This window comes from Acidisphaera rubrifaciens HS-AP3 (assembly GCF_000964365.1).
Taxonomy (GTDB): Bacteria; Pseudomonadota; Alphaproteobacteria; order Acetobacterales; family Acetobacteraceae; genus Acidisphaera; species Acidisphaera rubrifaciens.
This window is the reverse complement of sequence record NZ_BANB01000821.1, coordinates 1-2,740: the sequence shown is the minus strand read 5'-3', so window position 1 is coordinate 2,740 and position 2,740 is coordinate 1. Positions and strand designations below refer to the sequence as shown.

The 2,740-nt window shown below is 71.1% G+C and carries 3 protein-coding genes and 1 other RNA gene; all 4 read right to left on the bottom strand.

What is annotated here, in order from left to right:
• Positions 1–480 (bottom strand): cell division protein FtsL (ftsL, locus tag B8460_RS18165; protein WP_456303912.1); only part of this gene is annotated, 480 nt, incomplete at its 3' end.
• On the bottom strand, positions 477–1,472 hold the full coding sequence (gene rsmH, locus B8460_RS18160; protein WP_277813994.1) for a 16S rRNA (cytosine(1402)-N(4))-methyltransferase RsmH: 996 nt from the start codon (positions 1,470–1,472) through the stop codon (positions 477–479). The genes rsmH and ftsL, both read right to left, overlap by 4 nt.
• Positions 1,473–1,474: 2 nt before the next feature.
• Complete coding sequence (gene mraZ / locus B8460_RS18155; protein WP_048863028.1) at positions 1,475–1,954, bottom strand: division/cell wall cluster transcriptional repressor MraZ; 480 nt, start codon at positions 1,952–1,954, stop codon at positions 1,475–1,477.
• 293 nt (positions 1,955–2,247) lie between these two features.
• Positions 2,248–2,657: RNase P RNA component class A (rnpB, locus tag B8460_RS18150), an RNA gene on the bottom strand.
• Positions 2,658–2,740 lie beyond the last annotated feature (83 nt).

The window sequence follows — 2,740 nt, the reverse complement described above, 5'->3', positions numbered from 1 at the left end:
GGCGGGGGAGGATGCGGAGACCGCGACGACGCGGGGCGCCGCGGCGGCGCCCTGCGCCGCGGTGTCCGCCAAAGCCGCCGTCGCCTCCGAACCGGCCGTGCCGCCGGGCGCATGTGGCGGCGCCGCGGAGGCCACCGGCGTGCCGATATCGTCCGACGGCTCGTCGGTGGACCCGGCGGGCGCGTCCGGCGCGCCGATTGGCGGCAGCCGCTTGTCGAGGTCTGCCAGCGAGGTGAACTGAGGCGGCAAGGTCGATTTCAGCTGAAGGAAGCGTGTGGCGAGATCGGCCAGGCGCTGCGGGTCGTTCAGCAGCGTCCACTCGGCGCGCAGCAGGCCCGACCGGTCGCGCGCGGCCTGCGCCTGATGCACGGTGTCGGCGATGTCGCGGTCCAGCATCTGCGACCGGTGCTTGGTCTGATACAGGTACAGACCGGACCCTGCGGCCAGGATCATGCAGACGCAGGTGAAGGGGCGGATCATGGACGCTCCTCGGCCGGTCGGTGCGCCGGCTTGTCGGTCTCGATGCGGGCGGCGGCGCGCAGGCGGGCGCTGCGGGCGCGGGGATTGCGGGCTGCCTCGGCGGGTGTGGGGCGGACCGCCCGGGGCGTCAGCAGGCGCCACGCGGACGGCGCGCGCTCCATCAGCCCGCGCGGATCGTGGCGCGACGGCGCGGGTGCCCGCCCGGCGGCGTCCAGCATGAACCGCTTGACGATGCGGTCCTCGAGCGAATGAAACGAGACGACGACCAACCGCCCGCCCGGTGCGACCATCCGCGCCGCCTGCGCGAGCGCCGCCTCGATCTCGCCGAGTTCGTCGTTCACGCGGATGCGCAGCGCCTGGAAACTGCGGGTGGCCGGGTCGATGCCGCTGCGGTCAGGCGGCACGACGCGGCGGATGAGGGCCGCGAGCGCGCCGGTGGTGGTGATGGGCTCTTCGGCCCTCGCCGTGACGATCGCCCGTGCGATGCGGCGCGACAGCCGCTCCTCGCCGTAGGTGTAGAGAAGGTCGGCCAGGGCGCCCTCGTCGAGCGTTGCGATCAGGTCCGCGGCACTCGGTCCCGCGCGGTCCATGCGCATGTCCAGCGGGCCGTCGGCGCGGAAGGAAAATCCGCGTTGCGGCTCGTCGAGCTGGAACGAGGATACACCCAGGTCAAACACCACCCCATCGAGCCTGCTCACGCCGGAGTCCGACAAGAGCGAGAACAGCGTTCCGAAATGTCCGTGCAGCAGATGCAGCCGACCTGGAAAGGCGGCGGCGAGTGCCGCGCCGCGGGCAATGGCATCGGGATCGCGGTCGATCGCCCACACCGTGCAGTCCGCGGCCTGCAGCAGGGCGCGCGTGTAGCCCCCGCCGCCGAACGTCGCATCGAGATAGCAGCCGCCGGCGCGCGGCGCGAGGGTCCGCAACACCTCGTCCAGCATGACCGGAACATGGGTCCCGGCGGGTCCCCCCGGGACGGTTTCATGCGTGATGGTCACGATCCGGCCCCGGACGGCGCCGCGGGCAGCGTGATGCCGCGTGCCCGGCCGCGCGCCTCCACCAGGCGCCTTTCGCCGGCATTGGGCTCCCAGATCTGGAACATCCGACCGAGACCCATGAACAGCGCCGCATCCTTCAGTTGGGCATGCCGAGCCAGCGTTTCAGGCAGCACGATCCGACCTTCGCGGTCGGCCTCGACGGTCATCGCGCTGGCATAGATCGCGGCCGCCATGTCCTCCTGCTGATCGCTGAACAGGTCGAGTCGGTCGAGCGGGGCCGCGAGGGCGTGGAACACATGCGCCGGCCATCCCTCGATGCACGGATAGATGTGCGACGGACGCAGGATGATGTCCGCCGCGCCGGCGTCCTGCGCCGCGTCGCCGTGGGCCCGCAAGGCCGTGCGGAACGGCGCCGGGACCGACACGCGGCCCTTTGCGTCCACACGGTTCAGATGCGTGCCCATGAAGCGGGTCATGTGGCCGGTGCGGCCCTTTCGCTAGCGACTCCCTCGTCTCCCTTCGCGCCGGTCACGTGTCGAAAGCGGCTCGCACGCATCCTCGGCTTGGGAAGTCATGGGTTATCATGGGAAATTATGGGCGTCAAAGGGAAAGCCCGTTCGTTACTTGCTGGTCGCCGGAAAAATCGCTCGGCAGGTCAATGGTTTATCACCGGAACTGGTTACGCTGCCCGAGGCCGCGCCGGCGCTGTAACCATTCCACAAGTATTCATGCTTTGTTCTTGAATGCCGTCGCGAGGCTTGGAGGAAAAGGTGCCAGACGGCCTGTAAGCCGGGTTCTGTCCGTCGCCGCATCGCTGCGGCGACGGGACGGCCATTCCTCTGGGACGCGCCTTGCGGCGCGCCTCGCGCGACCAACCCGGGCGGCGGGTCGGAACACCCTGACCGCGGCTCGTCACCGCGGTCTGCCGCCCCTATTCGGTCTTGCTCCCGGTGGGGTTTACCCTGCCGCCGCCGTTGCCGGCGGCGCGGTGCGCTCTTGCCGCACCGTTTCACCCTTGCCGGCCGACGGATAAGCCGCGGGCCGGCGGTCTGTTCTCTGTGGCACTTTCCCTGGGGTCGCCCCCGCCGGCCGTTAGCCGGCACCGTTGTTCCGTGGAGCCCGGACTTTCCTCCAGCCGGCAGGCTGTCGCCCCCGGCCAGCGACCGTCCGGCCGTCTGGCCAGGCGCAGGTGCCCAATCGCGCCGCCCGGGTCAAGCGGCGCCGCCGCCGGGTTCAGCCGACCGACACGGCGCGCCGGGCCT

What these genes read in the sequence shown, in the direction of transcription:
- mraZ (WP_048863028.1), bottom strand. Translation starts at nt 1,954, where the DNA reads ATGACCCGCTTCATGGGCACGCATCTGAACCGTGTGGACGCAAAGGGC.